Origin of the sequence: Methanobrevibacter sp. (assembly GCF_015062935.1) — an archaeon.
Lineage (GTDB): Archaea > Methanobacteriota > Methanobacteria > Methanobacteriales > Methanobacteriaceae > Methanocatella.
Genome location: NZ_SUTM01000005.1, coordinates 105,652 through 125,547, shown reverse-complemented (window position 1 = coordinate 125,547; position 19,896 = coordinate 105,652). Strand labels below are relative to the sequence as shown.

Genomic DNA, 19,896 nt, shown 5'->3' with positions numbered 1-19,896 from the left:
AAAACGAACAAAACCTCAAAAACCAACTAAACACAACCCTCCAAAACGAACAAAACCTCAAAAACCAACTAAACACAACCCTCCAAAACGAACAAAACCTCAAAAACCAACTAAACACAACCCTCCAAAACGAACAAAACCTCAAAAACCAACTAAATGTTATTACAAATAATTATGAATCATTATACTTAAAATATATTCAGTTATTTGAAAAAAATTTTATTTCCACAAATCAAATAAAAAATTATGAAAAAAAGATAAAAGAATTATATGATATAACTAATAAATTAAAAAAATCAAAAAGTTGGAAAATAACTAAACCCCTAAGATTATTCTATAATTTTATAAAACGTGCTAATAACTAACAATATATTAAGAAATAGACTCAAAAAAATAAATTTAAAATTAAAATTACTTGTAGAAACTATCTCTAAAATTTTTGAATTGTCCCTAACAAACAACCTAACAAATCAACAACCCAATAATCTGGAGTGAAAAAATTTAACTGTGGATTTTCATTTTTCTCCCCAAACATTTCTTTTTGTCCATTTTATGTTATTTAATCGTGTTGTCTTAGTGCTCCTTTGAATGTTCTAAAGATTCTTTTTATTTTTCCTGGGAAAGTTACTCTAAATAATCCTCTGGAATAAAATCAAGACACGCTTCTTTTATTTCATCTTTAGACTTTGTAGAAATCCTCATTTTTATTGAATTTGAGTTTATCGATAAATGTTGTAATTGTGTTTTTGAATTTTGTTTCTTTGTTTGATAATTGTAGGCTTCTGCTTCTTTTTGTTCCGTTGAATATTACATAGATTGTAATACTAAAAGTGTAAATAATACGAGTTGTGTGAAGTCATGCTTTTGAAAAATGGCTCGAATATTTATTTAATACAATTTAGAATATTTGAATACATATTTAATAAATTTTAACAGTTTAATTGGTTAAATATTCTTGTTTATTTCTTTAATTTTTTTGAGTACTGGTTTTTCAAACCAAAATCCGAAAGACATAATTGCTTTGAAAACAAACTACTGACTGGAGAATAGGTATTTTCAAGTTGCATATTAATATTTATTCTCCATTTTACTATATATAATTGTATATTGCTTATTTTTTCTAATCTATATGAAATTTCAAGTGTAAATTTGAATACACAATAAATAGATTATTTCAAAAGATTCTAAGTAAAAAAGGAAATAAAAATAGATTTTTAAAAAATTTTTTGCAGAAATCAAATAAGATTTCTACAAAGTCATATTTTCAAATTAAGTTTCTGATCTTCTAAATGAATTATCCATTAATTTCAAAGACGGAAAAAATAACTTAATAAATCATCATCCAATAACAATAAACAATTTAATAGAGAATTATTAGAATTATATGGATATTATATAGATGATTCTACTAGAAAAGAAATGGAAATTGGTATTAACTCCAATATAGATGTTTTAAATGATTTTAATAATCAAATGAATGAAATCATAACACAATATGACAAAATACCTCCAATGACAAATAAACTTATTCGTTCAAAAAATAACTTTATAAAGAATATAAAAGAGTTATTAAAAGATGTTAAAAATTTAAGAAGTTTACTTTATAAATCTTTAATCGAACTGAATGACTCAGACAAATGATTATTTAACTACACTTGATATAAATCATCACCTGTATTTTATAATTAAATACAAATTTAAAATCCATATAGGTAGAGATAATCTTCATATCAATTATCCCACATGTCTTGAAATAACATTGAGTTACACTCACATAGATTTTTATAAAATATTTTATCAAATACTGTTTAATATATTATCATGAAAGATACATATTTATTACAAGTGTTAACAGATAAAAATGAATTTATACATATTAAAGAGCTTTCTAAAGATGAATATATAAAATTTAATCAAGCTTCAATATTCATGAATAAATTTAATATAAAATTATTTTTCTTTCGAATGGTCGATTATGCATATATGGAATTGAAACATTTTGAAAAAGACTATGATGCCCAAATAAAGATTAACCCTTTGGCAGTTGATAATGATGTAATCTTTGAATTTTTCAAATTGTTTCATAATTATTTATCTTCAGTAAATTTATTCCTTAACCAATATAGCGCTAATGTTAAACGTGATTATAATCAAGATTTATTTGATGAATTTGAAGAATTGAGGCATAGTTTATATGATGTAATTGATTGATTGGCCTATACTTTGTTGAAAGAACTAATTTTCCCTCTTTAATTAATTGTGTTAATCTATTTTTTATTTCATTCATTTAATCACATTTAATAATTTTTTGATCTGCATTACTTTATAACTAGAATCATATAATCAATTTCCTGACAGAACCTTTAATTACAAACCACTTGCTTCAATTACAAATAATATGCATGACCCAGTGACATTTATTGCAAATCGTGCTAAATAATCTTCAACTACTCTTTCTTCACCACCTTCACCATGCCCCGCAAAATTATTTCTTACAGGAAGAATTCCACTTTGTAATAAGCTATTTAAACTAGTAAATTCGGATTTCATTTCTTGAGGAACTAAATCATTATCAAAACAAATATTAATTAGTTTACTACATCTATCTGTTTCATTATATGTCCATCCTTTTTCATCGCAAATAATTTTTAAAGTACTTTCAAAAGCCCTTAATAATTTAACTATACAATCTTTGTTATCCCCAGTTTGATATTCTTTAATTGCATTAACAAAGTCAATATTTACATTTTCAAACAATTCATTGTAAGTTAAAGTAATTGTTGGTTCGATTATTTCAGTAAATGTTACTTCCGAATCTTTTCTAATTATTTGGTAATTAACCATTTCATATCCCACTGATGATTCTTTAAAACGTAGATTAATTAACTCTTGAATTTCATTAACATATTTATTAATATAATCTTCATAATATTCATCTTCATACATTTCATTAGCTTTATATCTTATTATCAATTCCATTAAATCAAATATTAACTCTAAATTATAATCTTCTTTAGTTAACACTTCAGTCAAAGTTTCATTATCTTTAACTCCCAATCTATGCCTTGAACTTAAACTAAGTTCACCATATTTCTCACATAACATTTTATGAATATCATTATATCCAAATCTAGTATCTTTTAAAACTTTATCCATTATAAATTTAAACTGAACCCTTAATTTTCTAGGGAGTTCATCAAATATTATTACTTCATCAACATTCCTTGCTTTGTTTCTATCAGAATATAAATTAGATATCAAATTGACACTACTCCTTAATCAACAATTTTTTTATAAATAATCTGTTTTCCATTCTTAATTTTTTCCAGCATTCTTTTATCTGCCAATTCATTCAAATCTTTAGTTGCAGTATTTCTCACAACACCAAACATTAGCATATATTCTTTTATTGTGATTTCAGATTCATCACTAAATCTCAAAAACTCTTTTTGCCTATCATTTAATCCATTATGCGCATCATTTGCTCTGAAAGTTACTTTAAAGAATTCCCCTGTTTCGGCAAACTCAGGTTCTTCCAAACCGTGTGCCCTCATGGCATCCTTCATTCTTTTGATTCCATTTCCAACATGCTCCATGTATTTTGTTTTTGAAAATATGTTGCATATTGCTTCATTTCTGTGTATTGGACCATCTTTTTCAAGTCCGGAAATTGTCAGCGGATAGACCAAACGTCCTGGACTTTTTATTTCAATCCTGTCATTGTAGATATAAAATGTTATGGGGGCAGTAGTTATGGTATAGTCCCTATGAGCCAGAGCATTTACAAGCCCTTCACGTATTGCCTCAAAGGGATAATCCTGAACAGTTTCTCTTTCAAATCCTTTGATTTGAGAAATATTAACTAATGTTTTGTTAAAGAATAATTTTGCTTCTTTCAATAGCTTTAAAAAAGATAGGTTATATTCTGCCTTTTCGAAAGTGTTTATTCCTTCATCATCAAAGAATCTGACCATTTTCACCTGATGTGATATGTTGAACTTTGAAATGTCTTTAGCGAAAAATAATGCCCCTGCAGTATTTAGCCTGAATTCCCCATTTTCATATTCTCCTGCACGTATTGTGGACAATACCTTTTTCAATCCTTTTTCATCCCTGATTTTTTCAATCGGTTCGTACTCCAAAACATTGAAAAACAATTCCAGTGCTTCCATATCCACATCATCACAGGAGGAATCAGTTAGGATTTCATAATCAAAAGCCCTATAGTTTCTCAGGTTTTTATCAATGAAATCTGCCAAGCTTTCTTTAATCTGTTTAATCAAATCATAGCGATCATTGAATCTGGTATAACTATGGACACCTATCTTTTTTATGAAATCCTTGGTTCTCTCATCCTGGAATTCAACATCCTTGATATATATTAATGCATCGTTATGTGTTTTGTTATACAAGTCATATTCCAATTCAGTTGGGGAGATGCCTGATTCTAAAATGGTTCCATAATCAGATCCAATTAAACCTATGTAGATATCAGAATTAATCGCTTCTTTAGAGTATACTTCTTCGGGAGCTGAACCTAATGCAGACAGATCTCCATATAAAAAAACATCGAAAAATCTATTCAGGACATAATCGTTTTCAATCTCCTGTTTGATGAATTTTCTATCTTGTTCAAATTCTTTTCTAACACTGCTTATGAAAATTTTATATTTCATGCTTAAACCTTCTAAATCTCATTAAGTTATTATCTTAAGATTAATTTACACTTGAAATGATAATAACTTTATCAAATAAATAATTAATTTAATATTGTATTATAAAGTATATAAAGTTAATGATTATGTAAAATGGAAAAAATAAATAAACAATTATATTTAACTACTAAAAACTATTTTAAGCCATTTATTTTAAATTTAAATACTTCAATTAGATATTTTCAATTGAGAGTAATCCTTAATCGATAGTATCAAAAAACAGGAAAAAATTGATAATATAATAAATCATCAAGGAAAATTGAACTAAGAAAAATTATGAATTTATTATTTATATATAAATCAATAATAATAAAAGATTAGTCTAATTAAAATAATAAAAAATAGAAAACTATTAAAAATATTACTCATAAATTTGATAAAAATATATGCAATGAAAATAGCCATATTATCAATCAAATATTGATAATATTAATAATATTAAGAAAGAAAATAAAAATTAAAAAATCAAATGAATCATTTATATAGTAATCAATAATAATTAGTATAAGCACAAAATAAATTAAATATAACTCAATAAACTGATAAAATATTATATCAAATTACGATAAAAATATATGCAATGAAAATAGTCATATTATCAATCCAATATTGATAACATTGATAATATCCTGAATATCCATTGAAAAATTTGTACCTATATGATTTCCCCCATACTGATTTTTGAATAATAATCAGATAGCATTCAACACATGCCAAATGCTATCACTTAACTTTTATATCAATATTATGACCCCTCACCAACCTTGTTTATGATGCCCAAAAGCTCTTTTTTCAATCCTCTCATTTCCTCAAGTTCGCCTCTCATATCACCCACTTCTGATTTTAATGTTTCATTTTCCCTTTCCATCTGAATAAACTGAGGTGATTTAACAGACAGCTTTTCAACATCAGTGTTTATAGTAACGGCAGGCAAGTGCTGGATATATTCATATTTCAAATCATCAGGATTGGTCATGAAATAAGCTGCATCGGTTTTATTTTTAGCCTTTCCCTGCAAATCGTTGACCTTGTCTATGCTCATGCCGTCATTATATAATGCTGAAGATAAAACTTACGAAGCATATGACTTCTGAATCTGCGGTATCGTCCGACTCTACCAAGACCCAATGTGTCATTAATCATCTCAAATGACTGGACCATATATGTCCTGCTGATTTGAAAGAGCGGACTTTCATCAGTTATTGGCTTATCCCGCAGCAACAGATATGCATTGATGGCCTTAACAGCCTCAGGACTGCAGTATGTAAGATAATACTTGTTTGTCTTTTTCCTTAAAATGCTGAAGGTCGGAACAACGTCATCGACATCCTGCAGATAATCAATAACCTCAAAAATGTCCATTCTATGTCTTGGCAGATATTCAGACAATGCTTCAATGTAATCTCCGATTGTAAGACCCAATGTCTCTGTTCTGGCACATCCACTGGAGCATGAAAACAGTATGATAGCTTTCATCAAGGGAGAAGAAATCTGAAAGGCCTCCCTTATCACTTCCTTATCCGGCAGATTCTTAAAATAAATAGGAGCTGGCTTCTGGATGTTTTTGTCATTGACTTTAGGCAAATTCCATACTTCTATGTCATAGAACTTGTAAAAAAAGATGATACAGTTCATTTCCTTTCAGACGGTTCCGGAAGCATAGTTTTGAAACATGTAATGCCTATATTCAACCAGTTTTGATTTCACACCGTTCATCTCATCCTCTTCGGCCTCCTCAAGAAGTTCCTTAAGAGACATGTCAAAATAGTTGCAGTACCTTCTCAAAGAAAGCTCATAGCTCTGTGTTGTCCCAATTGCATGGTTACAGCTTAATGTGAAATTTTTGAATAGCTCGTCATTCATCATATTAACCACTTTTATTTCCCATTTATTAAAAACCTTGAGAGAGAGCGCTTGAAAAGTAATAAGTATCTGAACTTTTGAAACAGTTCGTATAAAACAAAAAAATCTACAAATCCAAAAATAAAAATTATGATAGTTAATTAGCCAAACGAAATTAAGTCATGAATTATAGAAATATGAAATAAACATTGAAAGTTTACAAAAAAATATGATGAAAAATTTAAATAATCATCTAAACTGAATATTAGCCAACTGCTCATTACTAGCTTTTTCAGCATCTTTTAGATAATGGTCACAAACTTTATTTACTTCACCAATTTCCCTTACTTCACCTTTATCAATCCAAATTGCTTTATCACATAACTCTCTAATTTGAGGTATTGAATGGGACACTAGAAGAACTGTAGTTCCACCATCCATTAAAGATTTCATTTTATCTTTACTTTTTTTATTAAAACTAACATCCCCAACACCCAAAACCTCATCAATAATTAATATATCTGGATCTACTGCAGTTGCAATTGAAAAACCGAGTTTAGCAAGCATCCCCGAAGAATAATTTTTAATAGGAATGTCAATGAATTCACCCAATTCTGAAAATTCAATTATCTCATCAACTTTGGATTCCAAAAATTCTTTATCATATCCTAAAACCGCACCATTTAAGAAAATATTCTTTCGTCCAGAATAATTATGATCAAAACCAGCTCCCAGAGAAAGCATAGGAGATATATTTCCATTTGTTTTAACAAATCCCCTATCAGGAGGATAAATTCCAGTAATTACACTTAATAATGTAGATTTTCCCGCCCCATTATATCCGATAATGCCTACTTTTTCACCTTTATATATTTTAAAAGAAATGTCTTTTAAGGCATGCACTTTTAATTTTTTAGATTTATTTCTTTTCAAAGTTCGAATAAAAGACTCTTTTAGAGTATCAATTTTTTCATTTGCTACTTCAAAAGTTAAATCCACATGATTTACTTCAATAGAGAAATCCTGATTATAATTTGGAATGATATCTTCTATGATGCGGTCTACATTTTGCTTTTTATCCATTTCAGATGGTTTTTCAATAAGATGCTTTGGACTTTCCCTTCCATTTTTAGAATAATCAAATCCATTTGAATTTTGGTTTGATTTATCATTTTCCAAAGTATCTTTAATCAGAGATTTATCATTTTGAATTTGTTTATAAATTTTTTGTGTATTTTTTTGAGAATTTTGAGTTTGTTTATGGATTAATTTTGAATTTCTATTTTTTTCTGTGAAATTTTTTTTATCAGTATCTACATCAAAATGATGAACTCTATCATTGTTTTTATCATCATTTACTGAACTGCTTGGGTTGGTTAAAGTATTATGGCTATTATTATAAACTAACCTCTGTTCTTTTTTTATAATAACCTCAATTATATTTTCAGCTTCTTGAGAAGGAATATTATATTTCTCCATTAATTTAAATTTTAGTTTATCATGTTGATTAATAGGTAACTGACTGATTTTATCATTGGAACTAAATTTTATATCTTTTTTAAAATTTAAATTATTATTTTTCTTATCCATTCTAAAACCTCATGGAAACCTTTTTTTCATATTTTTTAAATATTATAATACCAAATATTAAAATTATTACGGACAATAATAAAGAATTTACCATATTTAGAACATCCGGAATAGCCCCCACATAAATAAAAGATCTAAACTGATCCACAATCCAATATAATGGGTTTAAAATCATATACTGATGAAACGGTTCGGGAATAATATCCATCGGATAAAATAAAGCAGAAGAATACATTATCATTACAGAAAGAACACCCCATAAATGTTGAACATCAGTATAATAAACACATATTATTGATAACATTAATCCTAAACCTATTATCATAATTACCAATGAAATAATTGGAATAATTGATAATGGCATTATGAGATAAAATTGTGCATGAGTAACAATTATCACACCAATTAATAGAATCAAATTGATTATGAAAGTAAAAAATTCAGAAATGATACCTCCTAAAATAAAAATATATTTCGGTGCTGGATTTCTTTGCAGTATATTTTTGTTTCCTTTAATAGAACCCATAGCCACATTAATACTTCCATTAAAAAAATCAAAAATACAACGCCCACTTAAAAAATATAATGGGAAATTATCAATACTTCTACCAAATACTGTTGAAAATATAATTGTAAATAATATTGTCATTAACAAAGGCTTTAAAACCGTCCAAAAGACACCTAAAACTGAATCTTTATATCTGGAAAAAAAATTTTTTCTAACTATTTCTTCTAATAAAAAAAGGTCATTTCTTTTAATAAAATTCATAAAAAACCACATTTATAACTTTTTAAATTACAGTTTAACAATTACTCTTATTTAATAATTTAGTTGTTAATTATATATAAGAGTATTTTATAATAATTTAAAAATTCAAATTTTAATAATCGACCACATTTCTATTTAGTACAGCACACACTAATTAATAAAAAAAATAAGATAAAATTGATATGAAAAAAGTTCATATCAATTATTACATGAATAACACATAAGCAAAAACCAGTTATATCATAGCTGTTTTAGCAGAATTAATTAATTCTGTGATAACATCATCAGTATTGGAATTTGCAGAACGGGTATAAATCTCATATACCTTACCGTTAAAATCAAACCAATAATGAACAATTTCAGTATTGTTATCCATTACAGACTTTTGAACAGTATGCTGGCCAACAGTTAAATTAGAAAGTGTTAAAGTAAGATTATTCCTTGCATTATTTTCAACATAATTATCCATTACTTCATTAATATTGCCGGATTCATTACAAGATAATACAATATATTCATTATGATTATTAGTTAAATTTGCATATTTTCCATTAGCTACACAGGCATATCCTTCAGGCAAACTAAAAGTGGCATCCCCAACTTTAACAGTATTCTGCATAAATAAAAAACCGCAGACAATAGCCGCCACCACAACTACTGCAAGAACAACAATTATAATTTTTTTAGTATCCATTTTATACCTCCTTGTAATTAATTATATTTTTATTACAATAAATATGTAATTAATTTTGTAAAATTTTATTTTTTAACCCAAATTACTATACAAACCATATTTTAAGTATTAACTCATCTACTGATTAACCTTTAATTATCAATATAAACTTTTAAATATTCCCAAATTAGATATAATAAGTATAATAAAGGAGATTTTTTTATGCATAAAAATTCACATTCAAAAATGGAATGGTTCAAAAATACTTATTTAAGTACTTCAAGTAAATTAGATATCCTTGATGTAGGCTCTCTAGACGGTAAAGGAAACTATAACTACTCAGATATTTTCAATGAACAAAACTGGAATTATACCGGTCTTGATTTTCAGGGAGGCAATAATGTAGATATTGTCGTTACAGACATCTACAACTGGTTTGAAATTGAAGACAATACCTACGATGTCGTAATTTCAGGACAATTATTTGAACATTTGGAATTCTTCTGGCTCACCATGTCTGAAATTGAAAGAGTTTTAAGACCTGGAGGCTATGTTTGCATTATTACTCCATCTGCAGGCCCTAAACATGGAGGAAACATGCCAAACTGCTACAGATTTTATGAAGACGGGTTAAGAGCTATGGCAAAATATGTTGATTTGGAAGTATTGCATGCTTCTGTTGATGACAGGGATGAAGCCAAACCTTGGTATGATGCATGTTTAGTCGCTCACAAAGCAGGCAACATTTCAAATGAAAGTTCACAAGATTTAGAAAACAGAATGAACAATTTGGAAAGTAAACTAGATTCCATTTTAGAAGCCCTTCAAAAATAAGATAATTATATGGGAACTGTTAAATCAAAAGAAGACATTGCAAAATTAGAGAATAATAAAATTACGCGAAACTGGAGATGAATAAATCTCGATTACATTTAAAGGAAACAACAACGTTTTATACTGTGAAAGCAATATAAAGCGGGATAATGATAAATTTACATTCAATGGAAATAATTCCATTGTATATTTATCTTCCACAATGAACTCCCAATATTCATTCAATCTAGTCATATACAAGGATTCCGCATTTTTATTGGAAGAGCAGTAAATATGAGCCCACCAATCAATATTAACATTCAGGAAAATGTGATTATAGGAGCATATGTAGCTATTTCTAGGGAGTGAATATTAGAACTGCTGACATTTACCCAATTTATGACAATGAAAATTCAGAACTCTATGAAAAATATGTTGAACTTTCAAAAAAGGAAAATAATGTTATCTTCGGAGGTAGTTCAAGAATGTACAAATATTATGATATGTGGCAAGTTATTGATAAAGCATTGAAACTAGTTAAATCTTTGGTGGAATTATGAAAATAGCAACAGTATTGGGTACAAGACCCGAAATTATTAAAATGGCGCCAATCATTGATGAAATATCAAAAAGAAACATTGACCAAATTATTTTACACACAGGACAGCATTACGATAAGGAAATGTCTGACAATTTCTTTAGAGATTTGGAAATTCGAACACCGGATTACAACATCCATGTCGGTTCTGGAACCCATGGAAAACAGACCGGATTGATGATGAAAGGAATAGAAGAAATTCTTCTAGACGAAAAACCTGACATAGTACTTGTTCAAGGAGACACCAATGCAGTATTGGCAGGTGCTCTTGTAGCTTCAAAATTACATATTGCCATTGGACATGTTGAAGCAGGCCTCAGATCATATGACATGACAATGCCTGAAGAGATTAACAGAAGAGCAGCAGATGTAACATCATCAATGTATTTTATTCCAACAGAAGAATCAGCGATTAATCTGCTCTCTGAAGGATTTTCTCATAAAAACATGTTCATTACCGGAAATACTGTTGTTGATGCTTGTTTTAGGCATTTGGAAATAGCTGAAAAAAGAGGATTTGAAGAAGAATCACTTAAAAAGTTAAATATTGATAATATGGAGAATATTTTAACTTTAACCATGCACAGAGCAGAAAATGTTGATGATAAACAAAGAGTCACAAATATCATTGAAGCTTTAAAAGAACTGGATGACATGAACATTATTTTCCCAATACATCCAAGAACCAAAAACACATTACAAAATTTTGGTTTGTTTGATGAATTGAACAATTTAAAACACGTTCATATTATTAAACCTTTAGGGTATCTTGATTTCTTACTTTTAACTTCAAAATCCGCTTTAATTTTAACTGACTCAGGAGGCCTACAGGAAGAGGCAATAACACTGGATGTTCCTGCATTAACTTTAAGATATAATACTGAAAGACCCGAAACCGTTACTGCGGGAGGAAATATTCTCGTAGGATCTGACAAAGAGGCAATTATAAAAAATGCTCGGAAAATATTGGATGATGGAGAATTTGCTCAAAAAATGAAAAATGCTGTGAATCCATATGGACAAGGAGAATCTGCAAAATTAACTGTTGATGCAATCGAAGAAAATTTCCAACGAGGATTATTAGACATTAAAGCGCCTGAAGACATCATGACTTCCTTTAAAAGAGAAATGAAACTAATTGATGAAGACATTAATGTTAAAGAATTTGAAGAAAAGCATCAAGCATTAATTCACATGGTTTTTGACGGAACTTCCATGAAATTTCCAAAGGATGATTTGAATTTGAAAGGAATGATTGTGAGTTTCGATTTATTTGAAAAGTGAATTCATTAGAATAATCTTTTCAAATTTTTTTTAAATTTGCTTTTAATAGATTTGTCTTCACTTTTTAATTTCAAATCAATATCTTTTTTTATTTTTTTAAAATCCAATTGGGCAATATCTTGCATATTCTTAAATTCATCATGGTTTTGAGAAAGCAAAATCTTAACAAGCATATTTTTATACGCATCTATTAAGTTTTTATACAAATCTTCAAATAACACTTCATCTTTAAAAACTTCAATTAAATCCTTTCTCCAGGCATCAAAAAATATGCTTTTAAATTCTTTTTTGATATATCTGTATCTAAAATCACCCATGTGAATTTTTTCATTGTATAGTTTTTTCTTATGGTGTTCAAACTCACCATATTTTTTAAATTCCTCTCCAATCAAGTTCACAATCTCAATTGAATCCAAATACCTTTGGTCGCCGGAAGTTGTTGAGGAAGTTGAATACCATCTTCGTGTAAACAGAAATTCATTGTAAAAGTAAATTCTCTTAGCATTGAATAAAACCTGCCAGAAGAAAACATTGTCATCGAATACTAATCCTTCGGGAAATTTTGCACCGCAATTCACAATAAATTCTCGATTGTATAATTTGGACCAAGGAGTAACACTTATATTGAATAATACTTCATCAGGTATGTCTTTATATGAAAATATTTCATCACCGACACTATCGAATAATTTTTGCATACTATACCTTTCACTTTCATAAAACTTGTTTTCCAGTTCATTATAATTCATAGCTTTGAAAATTACAAAATCTAGATTTTTTGAACTGCATAACCTATACGTATCTTCCAATAGATTTAGCTTAACTATATCATCAGAATCCATTAGATACAAATACTCGCCGTTGGCCATTTGAATTCCTTTATTGGTGGCAACGGCATGGCCCTGATTTTCCTGAGATATTATTTTAAATCTATCATCGTTTTCACTAAATTTATGTAAGATATCCAAAGAGTTATCTGTTGAACCATCATTAATACAGATTATTTCTATATCTCTTAATGTCTGATTTACAATTGAATTGAGACAATCCTCAAGATAATCTTCAACATTATATACTGGAATTACAACAGATACCTTTGCCATTTAACCACCATTTAACAGATTATGTATAAATATAATTTTAATCATATATTAAAATAACTTAAATCATAGAGGCAAAAAATGGTTGTAGCGAAACGTGATACGGGAAATAAAAAAAGTAAAAAGTTAGTATGTGCATTCAATTTCTTACCTTATAACGATACAAGCAGTAATGTTGCTGCAAAAAGATTATATGAATACGGAGAAGAATTTGACGTTATTCACAATAAGATGCCTTATCCAATTGATGAGGACTTCAACAATATTATCAAGAAACTTATAAATAATGATGTTTTACTTGATATTCCAATATGGTGGAGATGGGAAAATGCAAAAACCTTTGTTAAAGAAGGCATGGAAGAAATTGACAAGATTTGTGAAAAAAATGGGGAATATGAAAGAGTTTACAGCAGATCCATGCAACCTATGTCACATTTTCTTGCATTTGCATATAAAGTTAGAAATCCAAAAGTGAAATGGATATGTGAATTTTCAGACCCCTTAATGATAAATTCAAGAGGAGAAACAACCTATATCCAAATTGATAAAGAGGATATGGACAAGATTAACAGTATAATAACAGAATATAATTTCCCTGTTGTCGAAGATGAAGATAATTTCATATTTTATAGTGAATATCTGCCATTTTTATTTGCCGATGAAATCCTTTTCACAAACCAAAGCGGAATGGATTTAATGCTGAATACATTGAAAGTTGAAGAGATTAAAGCAGACATAAGAAAAAAATCCATTATTGCACCACACCCAATACCTCCAAAAGATTGGTATTATCTAAAGGAATCTAATTATGATAAAATTGAGGACAATAAAGTGAATCTTGCATATTTCGGTAAATTCTTTGATTTAAGACACATTTACAATGTATTTTCTTCATTCTATGCATTGGATGAAGATTTACAGGACAAAACTTTGATACATTTATTTGTACAAACTCCCGAAGAATTCCAAAAGATTGTTGACTGCATGCCAATAAAAGACAAAATTATTGTGAATGCTTTTGAACCCTTATTCGAATTTTTGAATTTAACTACGAAATTTGATTGTTTAATAGTTAACGATTTACGATCAAAAGGAAACTTTGAAAGAAATCCATTTGTCCCCTCAAAAATCAGCGATTATCTTGGAAGCGGTACTGACATCTGGAGAATTTGTGAATATGGAAGTCAAATGGTTAATATTGAAACCAAATATCTATCATATGTAGACAACATATTTACAGTACAAGAAACTTTGAAAGAAATAATCGAAGACAAAATTAAAGAAAAGAAAATTGAGTGATGAAAATGAAAATTTGCGTAATTGGCCAAGGTTATATTGGACTTCCAACCGCAGCATTATTTGCAGAAAATGGCTGCAATGTTGTTGGAGTTGATGTTAAAAAAGAAGTTATTGATGATTTAAATAAAGGAATAGTGCATATTGAAGAACCTGGAATTTCCGAAGCCATAACTGATGCAATAAATGAAAATAGGTATGTTGCACAACTAGAGCCTGCTGAAGCGGATGTTTTCATAATCACAGTACCAACACCTTATAAAATGGAAAATCTAAGCTGTGATTTAAGTTACGTCATTGAAGCATGTAACTCCATATTAAAATATGTTAAAAAAGAAAATGTGATAATTGTTGAATCAACAATTGCGCCAGGATCTATAGAAGAAACCGTGCAACCAATTTTTGAAAATGAAGGATTCACAATAGGAGAAGATTTATTCCTTGCACATTGTCCGGAAAGAGTTCTACCTGGGCAAATAATATATGAACTAGTGCACAATGACAGAATTATTGGGGGAGTAACTCCAAAATGTACTGAAAAAGCAGCTGAAGCGTATGGAATTTTTGTTAAAGGGGAACTGATGAAAACCGAAGCAAAAACTGCAGAACTATCCAAATGTATGGAGAATACATTCAGAGATATCAACATTGCCCTTGCAAATGAACTTGCTAAAATTTGTGCTGAAATTGATGTTAACGCACTAGACGTGATAAAACTTGCAAATAAACATCCTCGTGTGAATATTTTAAATCCGGGACCTGGAGTTGGCGGTCACTGCCTTGCAATTGATCCATACTTCATTTATGCAAAAGCACCTGAAACAGCTAAAATAATAAAATTGGCAAGAGATACAAATAAGAGCATGCCTGATTTCGTAACAAAATACGCTGAGAAAATTATTGAGAATAATTGCAAGGGGAATGAAAAAATTGCAATTTTAGGAGTGTCTTATAAAGGGAATACTGGAGATACACGAGAAAGTCCGGCATTTGAAATTATTGCCCAATTAAATGAGAAAGGATATGACATTGAAATATTTGACCCCCATGTTGAAAATGAAGATTATCATGATTTTGAAAATACAATTAAAAATGCATCATTGTGCTTGATTTTAGCAGACCATGATGAGTTTAAGGATATGGATATGAATTTATTGATTAAAGAAATGAAAAATCCGATAATATTCGATACAAAAAATATTATCAATGGAGTACCTGAAGAAATTACTTTATATAATTTAGGAAATCTTTCAAAAATATAAGTAAAAATAAGAATTATAATTGATAGGTCATTGCATATGACAATATCAATTATTATTTTAACTTAAGTATCGCATTATTTAAATCGGTTCCCATTCTAAATAAATTTCAACTATTTCACCGTTTTCAACATCTTTTTGATAATAAACAGGTTGATCATGCCAAACAATCTTCGGCTCGTTAATAATCCTCTGATTATTTATTTTGAAATTTGTATATTTGATATAAATTGGAATACGACTATTTTTAGTTTTATAATCAATACCTCTAAGTCTTATATCCAATAATCCATCATTGATACATTTTATTTTTAGTTGCAAATTGCCATTTTCACTGTGCAACTGTGTTCCAATTCCTTTTTCATCCTTAGAATAATCAAAATTGAATATTTCGCAATTTTTATCAGAATTTTCTATGATTTCAATGTTATTTGATGAAATTCCCAAATTTTTCAAATCGATACGTGCAGTTCGATACTTTGATAAAGACCCTAAATTCTCTTTATAATAATCTACTTTAAATTTTTCTTTTGTTATTTCATCACGATAATTTTCAAAATCAAAAAAACCAATTTTATAAGTGCCTTTAACCGGATTATTTAATTGGGTTTGAGAATATAATCTAAGAATTTTACCAATTTTATTATAATATAAAGGTGAATGAACCGCATCTTTCTTTTCATGGTACATCATAACATTGATTCTATCATTAAAATAAGGGAAATTAATTATTTCCTTTAAAAATGGTACTGCGAATTTATTTACATCATCATTAGACCGAACATGCAAATAATAAGTAATATTCGGAACATATTTTACTTTTTTGAATAACTCCATAATGTCTACACGATAATAAATATGAGAAACAATGTTTCGTTCTAATTCATTTAATTTTTGATAAATTAGGTTACTGTGATAAATTCTATCAACATACTCTCGATTTTCAGAAGGCAATACTTCTCCCCAAGTCTTTTTTAAAACATCAAAAAGTTGTCTTATCATCTCCCAGTGATAATTGAATGCAGAAAATTGACAATTATTAACTAAACAAGAGGAACCTTTAAAAATTGTGGCTAAAACCATTGAAACATAACCCCCATTTGAGGTACCATAAAATAAAATATTATCATGCCTGATTTTATGGTTTATTGTAATATAATCAATTATTCTAGCAATAGTATTCAAATACCAATGATTTTCAGTCCCTACACACCAACCTAATACCAATTCATCATCAATAGTCAACATCGGATCGGAATGAGCAATAAATGAATCATCATAATATTTAAACCAAGACCACCTATCAATAAAAGGAGCAGTCATTAATTTACCTGAACTTGTTCTTTGATTCCTCATATGCGCCCCAGGACTGGTACATATTAAATTTTTATTTTTTGAAGACAACCTTACAACAAAATCAAAAGGCACCCCTTTATAATTAACCTTTAATCCAAACGGTTCATCAATTGGGAAATTATAACCCATTATTTCATCTATATCTAATTCAATTATTTTTTCAACAAGGTCATTCATAAAATTCACCATAATAATTAAAGATAACTATATACTGTTTATAATGTCCATAGTATTTATTATTACCATCAAATATTAAGAAATCATTGATTAAAATAGAGAAAATTAAAAAAAATCTAAAAACTTAAATTGGCAATAATATAAGTACAAAAAAAAACATATATGAAAATTAATAAAAAAAATTATATCAAATAACAACTTGTGAAATACAAAGATTAACAAAAAATATTTGTGATTCACCATTTAATTTTAATATAAAATAAATCAGGTTTTTTCATGACTCAAAATATTAATAATCAATATAAATTCAAAAAAGACAAAATTACTATTTCTACTGAAGATTTAGACAAACAGTTAGAGTTTTATAATAAAACATTGAATGAATATGAAATTTTAAATCATAACTATACACTAAAACTTAACTCCTTGCAAACTCAAAACAACAATCTAAAAAATCAAAATGCAAACTTAAAAAAGGATTATGAACATCTAAAAAAAATAAACAATGATTTGCAATCCCATAATGATTATTTAAAAAAATACATGCCAGAATATGACTTTAAGAAGGGAATTAGTGTATTAGTTCCAACTTATAAAGCAGAAGAATTTGTATTGAAATTTTTAGACTCCATGAAAAAACAGACCTTAGATTATGAGTTATTTGAAGTATTATTTGTAATAAATGGTGAAAGAGACAACACCGAAAACCTAATCAGAGAATTTTCAAAAAACAATCCTGAAATAAACATCGAGATTATTGAATCTGAACCCGGTGCAACAACCGCACGAAATAAGGGAATTGATGAATTGAATAGAGAATACGTTGTTTTTATTGATGTAGATGATTTTATTAGCCCAAACTATTTATATGAAGCATATAAACACTGTGCACCAAATCGTATTATCATTGGAGATTATTATGATATTGATGAAAATACTGGTGAAATAAGTGAAACTTACTTTACAAAATCATTTAAAGGCAAAAAAGGAATAATTGATCCCTATTCCATTTCACAAGGAGCATTGCTAATAGCAACAAATAAAGTTATGCCTACAAGAGATATTAAAACTGTGAAATTTGATCCAAATTTAAAAAGCGGTGACGACCACGATTATTTCTGTAGATTATATTCAAAATTTGATTACGAATTTTATTTTGTAGGAAATGACTGTGATGCAATTTATTATAGGCTAGTTGTAAGTAACTCCGTTTCAAGACAACCTCTTTCATATGACTTCAATATCATTCAACGATTAGAAGTGATGAAAAAAGTTGATGACATGCACGAAACCTTAGAAAACCCTAAAATGGAGAAATTATTAGACCTTACTATGAATTCAAGTCAAATGACATTCATTATACGTTATCTTGAAAGATATCCTGAACATTATACAAAAGTTTTAAATGAAATAAAACGCTATGACATGAAACATTTTGACTATAATAACTTTAAAAATAGGGTGCTAAGCACATTTAACAAAATCATTATCAAAAACAGTAATGAAAATAAAAAACTTAAAGAGGAAAACAGTAATTTAGCCAAGGTTGCAAATGGAGAAAGTGAAAACGAACTTGAAAATCTTAAAAAACATGAAAATGAATTAATTGAAGAGATTAATAACCTTAAAAAAGAAAACGCTAACTTGAAAAGTTCCAATAAGAAATTATTAGAATTAGACAATAAAAAAGTCAATGAAAATATAATTGACCTTAAAAAACAAAATGAAAAATTATTAGCATCCAATAAAGAATTATTGGATTTAAATAATAAGTTAATTAATTCAAATAGCTGGAAATTAACTGAACCTCTTAGAAAAATCAAGAAATAATGTTGTGTGAGTTTAATGTTAAATGAATTAATAGATAATGTTATTGAAATTGATATTGATAAAATAATAGATTTTAACTTTCCTCTTGATGAACTTTTTGTATTAAGAATTATTAAAAAGAAAATAGTTTATGAATTTCTTGTAAAACTGTCCAAAGATGAAAATAATCTAATCTTTTCTTGTAATGATGAAGACCCTTTTAAACTAATCTCATCAAATCATAATAACTCTATTTTAAATCAGGAATTGGAAATAAAAAGTTTAAATGAAAAAATTCTTCAAAAAGAAGAAAAAATATCTAAAGTTAAATCATATAACGATTTTAAAGTCAATTCACTTAATGACATGGTAATTAGTAAAGATGGGGCATTGGTTTCATTAACAAACAAAATCGAAGAATTAAATAAGATAAATGAATCTAAAGATTCACAAATTAATGAATTGAATGACAAAATTAAAAATCAAAGCGAAACTTTAAGTAATGCTTCACAAGAACTTAAAAAGAAAATAAACGAGTTAACAACAAAAAACAACAACCTAAACACCGAACTAACCAACAAAAAAACAGAAACAGAAACACTAAACCAAAAACTC

General features: G+C 28.1%; 20 protein-coding genes. 10 read left to right on the top strand and 10 right to left on the bottom strand.

Features of this window, described 5'->3' with window-relative positions:
* From E7Z81_RS03475 to E7Z81_RS03465, 3 genes are all read left to right on the top strand, one after another.
* Positions 1–365 (top strand): hypothetical protein (locus E7Z81_RS03475; protein ID WP_292744285.1); only part of this gene is annotated, 365 nt, incomplete at its 5' end.
* 1,054 nt (positions 366–1,419) lie between these two features.
* Positions 1,420–1,641, top strand: a complete 222-nt coding sequence (locus tag E7Z81_RS03470; RefSeq protein ID WP_292744282.1) for a hypothetical protein — start codon at positions 1,420–1,422, stop codon at positions 1,639–1,641.
* Between the two features lie 180 nt (positions 1,642–1,821).
* Complete coding sequence (locus tag E7Z81_RS03465; RefSeq protein ID WP_292744279.1) at positions 1,822–2,211, top strand: hypothetical protein; 390 nt, start codon at positions 1,822–1,824, stop codon at positions 2,209–2,211.
* Between the two features lie 156 nt (positions 2,212–2,367).
* Here the strand turns inward: E7Z81_RS03465 and E7Z81_RS03460 are convergent, their stop codons facing one another.
* The 8 genes from E7Z81_RS03460 to E7Z81_RS03425 form a co-directional block, all read right to left on the bottom strand.
* Positions 2,368–3,261, bottom strand: a complete 894-nt coding sequence (locus E7Z81_RS03460) for an STM4504/CBY_0614 family protein (RefSeq protein ID WP_292744277.1) — start codon at positions 3,259–3,261, stop codon at positions 2,368–2,370.
* 14 nt (positions 3,262–3,275) lie between these two features.
* Positions 3,276–4,676 (bottom strand): ATP-binding protein, encoded by a 1,401-nt coding sequence (locus E7Z81_RS03455; protein WP_292744276.1) that lies wholly within the window; start codon positions 4,674–4,676, stop codon positions 3,276–3,278.
* A gap of 784 nt (positions 4,677–5,460) precedes the next feature.
* Positions 5,461–5,757 carry a hypothetical protein gene (locus tag E7Z81_RS03450; protein ID WP_292744273.1) on the bottom strand — a complete coding sequence of 99 codons (297 nt, stop codon included), beginning with the start codon at positions 5,755–5,757 and terminating at the stop codon, positions 5,461–5,463.
* Positions 5,754–6,350, bottom strand: coding sequence for a hypothetical protein (locus tag E7Z81_RS03445; protein WP_292744270.1), 597 nt, complete (start codon positions 6,348–6,350; stop codon positions 5,754–5,756). The genes E7Z81_RS03450 and E7Z81_RS03445 overlap by 4 nt, the downstream gene beginning before the upstream one ends.
* A gap of 6 nt (positions 6,351–6,356) precedes the next feature.
* Positions 6,357–6,581 (bottom strand): hypothetical protein, encoded by a 225-nt coding sequence (locus E7Z81_RS03440; protein WP_292744268.1) that lies wholly within the window; start codon positions 6,579–6,581, stop codon positions 6,357–6,359.
* A gap of 225 nt (positions 6,582–6,806) precedes the next feature.
* Positions 6,807–8,147 (bottom strand): ABC transporter ATP-binding protein, encoded by a 1,341-nt coding sequence (locus E7Z81_RS03435; protein ID WP_292744265.1) that lies wholly within the window; start codon positions 8,145–8,147, stop codon positions 6,807–6,809.
* A 1-nt stretch (position 8,148) separates the two neighbouring features.
* Positions 8,149–8,916 carry an ABC transporter permease gene (locus tag E7Z81_RS03430; protein ID WP_292744262.1) on the bottom strand — a complete coding sequence of 256 codons (768 nt, stop codon included), beginning with the start codon at positions 8,914–8,916 and terminating at the stop codon, positions 8,149–8,151.
* A gap of 235 nt (positions 8,917–9,151) precedes the next feature.
* Entirely contained in the window at positions 9,152–9,610 is a 459-nt protein-coding gene (locus E7Z81_RS03425) for a hypothetical protein (RefSeq protein ID WP_292744259.1), read from the bottom strand.
* A 201-nt stretch (positions 9,611–9,811) separates the two neighbouring features.
* On the opposite strand from E7Z81_RS03425, the gene E7Z81_RS03420 reads away from it, so the two are divergent.
* From E7Z81_RS03420 to wecB, 3 genes are all read left to right on the top strand, one after another.
* Complete coding sequence (locus E7Z81_RS03420; protein ID WP_292744257.1) at positions 9,812–10,423, top strand: class I SAM-dependent methyltransferase; 612 nt, start codon at positions 9,812–9,814, stop codon at positions 10,421–10,423.
* Positions 10,424–10,767: 344 nt separating this feature from the next.
* Positions 10,768–10,962 (top strand): UDP-galactopyranose mutase, encoded by a 195-nt coding sequence (locus E7Z81_RS03415; protein WP_292744254.1) that lies wholly within the window; start codon positions 10,768–10,770, stop codon positions 10,960–10,962.
* Positions 10,959–12,284 (top strand): non-hydrolyzing UDP-N-acetylglucosamine 2-epimerase, encoded by a 1,326-nt coding sequence (gene wecB, locus E7Z81_RS03410; protein ID WP_292744251.1) that lies wholly within the window; start codon positions 10,959–10,961, stop codon positions 12,282–12,284. Before E7Z81_RS03415 ends, wecB begins: the two co-directional genes overlap by 4 nt.
* A gap of 5 nt (positions 12,285–12,289) precedes the next feature.
* On the opposite strand, the gene E7Z81_RS03405 is transcribed toward wecB, so the two are convergent.
* Positions 12,290–13,387, bottom strand: a complete 1,098-nt coding sequence (locus E7Z81_RS03405) for a glycosyltransferase (protein WP_292744249.1) — start codon at positions 13,385–13,387, stop codon at positions 12,290–12,292.
* Positions 13,388–13,465: 78 nt separating this feature from the next.
* Between E7Z81_RS03405 and E7Z81_RS03400 the strand changes: the two genes are divergently transcribed.
* Both E7Z81_RS03400 and E7Z81_RS03395 read left to right on the top strand, forming a co-directional pair.
* Complete coding sequence (locus tag E7Z81_RS03400; protein WP_292744247.1) at positions 13,466–14,683, top strand: hypothetical protein; 1,218 nt, start codon at positions 13,466–13,468, stop codon at positions 14,681–14,683.
* Positions 14,684–14,688: 5 nt separating this feature from the next.
* Entirely contained in the window at positions 14,689–15,942 is a 1,254-nt protein-coding gene (locus E7Z81_RS03395) for a nucleotide sugar dehydrogenase (RefSeq protein WP_292744245.1), read from the top strand.
* Between the two features lie 78 nt (positions 15,943–16,020).
* On the opposite strand, the gene E7Z81_RS03390 is transcribed toward E7Z81_RS03395, so the two are convergent.
* Positions 16,021–17,472 (bottom strand): hypothetical protein, encoded by a 1,452-nt coding sequence (locus tag E7Z81_RS03390; RefSeq protein WP_292744242.1) that lies wholly within the window; start codon positions 17,470–17,472, stop codon positions 16,021–16,023.
* A 276-nt stretch (positions 17,473–17,748) separates the two neighbouring features.
* Between E7Z81_RS03390 and E7Z81_RS03385 the strand changes: the two genes are divergently transcribed.
* The gene (locus E7Z81_RS03385) at positions 17,749–19,302 is read left to right on the top strand and encodes a glycosyltransferase (protein ID WP_292744239.1); all 1,554 of its coding nucleotides are present in this window, start codon (positions 17,749–17,751) and stop codon (positions 19,300–19,302) included.
* 15 nt (positions 19,303–19,317) lie between these two features.
* A partial coding sequence (locus tag E7Z81_RS03380; RefSeq protein WP_292744237.1) for a hypothetical protein occupies positions 19,318–19,896 on the top strand: 579 nt, incomplete at its 3' end.

Excerpts from the sequence above, each read along its gene's own strand:
- E7Z81_RS03395 (WP_292744245.1), top strand. The coding sequence starts at position 14,689 with ATGAAAATTTGCGTAATTGGCCAAGGTTATATTGGACTTCCAACCGCA.
- E7Z81_RS03430 (WP_292744262.1), bottom strand. The coding sequence starts at position 8,916 with ATGAATTTTATTAAAAGAAATGACCTTTTTTTATTAGAAGAAATAGTT.
- E7Z81_RS03450 (WP_292744273.1), bottom strand. The coding sequence starts at position 5,757 with ATGAGCATAGACAAGGTCAACGATTTGCAGGGAAAGGCTAAAAATAAA.
- E7Z81_RS03425 (WP_292744259.1), bottom strand. The coding sequence starts at position 9,610 with ATGGATACTAAAAAAATTATAATTGTTGTTCTTGCAGTAGTTGTGGTG.
- E7Z81_RS03405 (WP_292744249.1), bottom strand. The coding sequence starts at position 13,387 with ATGGCAAAGGTATCTGTTGTAATTCCAGTATATAATGTTGAAGATTAT.
- E7Z81_RS03465 (WP_292744279.1), top strand. The coding sequence starts at position 1,822 with ATGAAAGATACATATTTATTACAAGTGTTAACAGATAAAAATGAATTT.
- E7Z81_RS03400 (WP_292744247.1), top strand. The coding sequence starts at position 13,466 with ATGGTTGTAGCGAAACGTGATACGGGAAATAAAAAAAGTAAAAAGTTA.
- wecB (WP_292744251.1), top strand. The coding sequence starts at position 10,959 with ATGAAAATAGCAACAGTATTGGGTACAAGACCCGAAATTATTAAAATG.
- E7Z81_RS03440 (WP_292744268.1), bottom strand. The coding sequence starts at position 6,581 with ATGATGAATGACGAGCTATTCAAAAATTTCACATTAAGCTGTAACCAT.
- E7Z81_RS03390 (WP_292744242.1), bottom strand. The coding sequence starts at position 17,472 with ATGAATGACCTTGTTGAAAAAATAATTGAATTAGATATAGATGAAATA.
- E7Z81_RS03435 (WP_292744265.1), bottom strand. The coding sequence starts at position 8,147 with ATGGATAAGAAAAATAATAATTTAAATTTTAAAAAAGATATAAAATTT.
- E7Z81_RS03420 (WP_292744257.1), top strand. The coding sequence starts at position 9,812 with ATGCATAAAAATTCACATTCAAAAATGGAATGGTTCAAAAATACTTAT.
- E7Z81_RS03455 (WP_292744276.1), bottom strand. The coding sequence starts at position 4,676 with ATGAAATATAAAATTTTCATAAGCAGTGTTAGAAAAGAATTTGAACAA.
- E7Z81_RS03445 (WP_292744270.1), bottom strand. The coding sequence starts at position 6,350 with ATGAACTGTATCATCTTTTTTTACAAGTTCTATGACATAGAAGTATGG.
- E7Z81_RS03385 (WP_292744239.1), top strand. The coding sequence starts at position 17,749 with ATGACTCAAAATATTAATAATCAATATAAATTCAAAAAAGACAAAATT.
- E7Z81_RS03470 (WP_292744282.1), top strand. The coding sequence starts at position 1,420 with ATGGAAATTGGTATTAACTCCAATATAGATGTTTTAAATGATTTTAAT.